The sequence below is a fragment of the Adlercreutzia sp. CNCM I-6215 genome (genome assembly GCF_977072315.1).
This window is the reverse complement of record NZ_CDRVMA010000029.1, coordinates 3,206-4,866: the sequence shown is the minus strand read 5'-3', so window position 1 is coordinate 4,866 and position 1,661 is coordinate 3,206. Positions and strand designations below refer to the sequence as shown.

General features: G+C 62.4%; 1 rRNA gene. It reads left to right on the top strand.

The window, feature by feature from the left end:
- Positions 1 to 245: 245 nt before the first annotated feature.
- A 16S ribosomal RNA gene (locus tag ACW4LP_RS12205) occupies positions 246 to 1,661 on the top strand.

Genomic DNA, 1,661 nt, shown 5'->3' with positions numbered 1-1,661 from the left:
CCCTGTAAAGTATTTCCTTGCGCCGCTCGCGAGGGCGGCGGGGCGGGAAGCCTCCCGCGGAACCTTGACAACCGGATACTGAGGATGGAATTCGAGAGACGGACAATACGTCTTCTCGGATGTCAGACGGACATTCGAGAGAGCAAGCTTTAACTTTTATCCCTGTCAGGGGCACCTGCCCCGACGGAGAGTTTTCAAACAGAATCGAGACTCACATCGATCCTACGGCGCCTCCGGGCGCCGTTCGAACGGAGAGTTTGATCCTGGCTCAGGATGAACGCTGGCGGCGTGCTTAACACATGCAAGTCGAACGATTAAACTGGCTTCGGCCAGATATAGAGTGGCGAACGGGTGAGTAACACGTGACCAACCTGCCCCGCGCTCCGGGACAACCGCTGGAAACGGCGGCTAATACCGGATGCTCCGGGGAGGCCCCATGGCCTCCCCGGGAAAGCCTTAACGGCGCGGGATGGGGTCGCGGCCCATTAGGTAGACGGCGGGGTAACGGCCCACCGTGCCCGCGATGGGTAGCCGGACTGAGAGGTCGACCGGCCACATTGGGACTGAGATACGGCCCAGACTCCTACGGGAGGCAGCAGTGGGGAATTTTGCGCAATGGGGGAAACCCTGACGCAGCAACGCCGCGTGCGGGACGAAGGCCTTCGGGTTGTAAACCGCTTTCAGCAGGGAAGACTTTGACGGTACCTGCAGAAGAAGCTCCGGCTAACTACGTGCCAGCAGCCGCGGTAATACGTAGGGGGCGAGCGTTATCCGGATTCATTGGGCGTAAAGCGCGCGTAGGCGGCCGCCTAAGCGGAACCTCTAATCCCGGGGCTCAACCTCGGGCCGGGTTCCGGACTGGGCGGCTCGAGTGCGGTAGAGGCAGGCGGAATTCCCGGTGTAGCGGTGGAATGCGCAGATATCGGGAAGAACACCGATGGCGAAGGCAGCCTGCTGGGCCGCCACTGACGCTGAGGCGCGAAAGCTGGGGGAGCGAACAGGATTAGATACCCTGGTAGTCCCAGCCGTAAACGATGGGCGCTAGGTGTGGGGGGACCATCCCCCCGTGCCGCAGCCAACGCATTAAGCGCCCCGCCTGGGGAGTACGGCCGCAAGGCTAAAACTCAAAGGAATTGACGGGGGCCCGCACAAGCAGCGGAGCATGTGGCTTAATTCGAAGCAACGCGAAGAACCTTACCAGGGCTTGACATGCGAGTGAAGCCGCGGAGACGCGGTGGCCGAGAGGAGCTCGCGCAGGTGGTGCATGGCTGTCGTCAGCTCGTGTCGTGAGATGTTGGGTTAAGTCCCGCAACGAGCGCAACCCCCGTCCCGTGTTGCCAGCATTGAGTTGGGGACTCGCGGGAGACTGCCGGCGTCAAGCCGGAGGAAGGTGGGGACGACGTCAAGTCATCATGCCCCTTATGCCCTGGGCTGCACACGTGCTACAATGGCCGGTACAGAGGGTTGCCACCCCGCGAGGGGGAGCGGATCCCGGAAAGCCGGTCCCAGTTCGGATCGCAGGCTGCAACCCGCCTGCGTGAAGTCGGAGTTGCTAGTAATCGCGGATCAGCATGCCGCGGTGAATACGTTCCCGGGCCTTGTACACACCGCCCGTCACACCACCCGAGTCGTCTGCACCCGAAGCCGCCGGCCGAACCCCA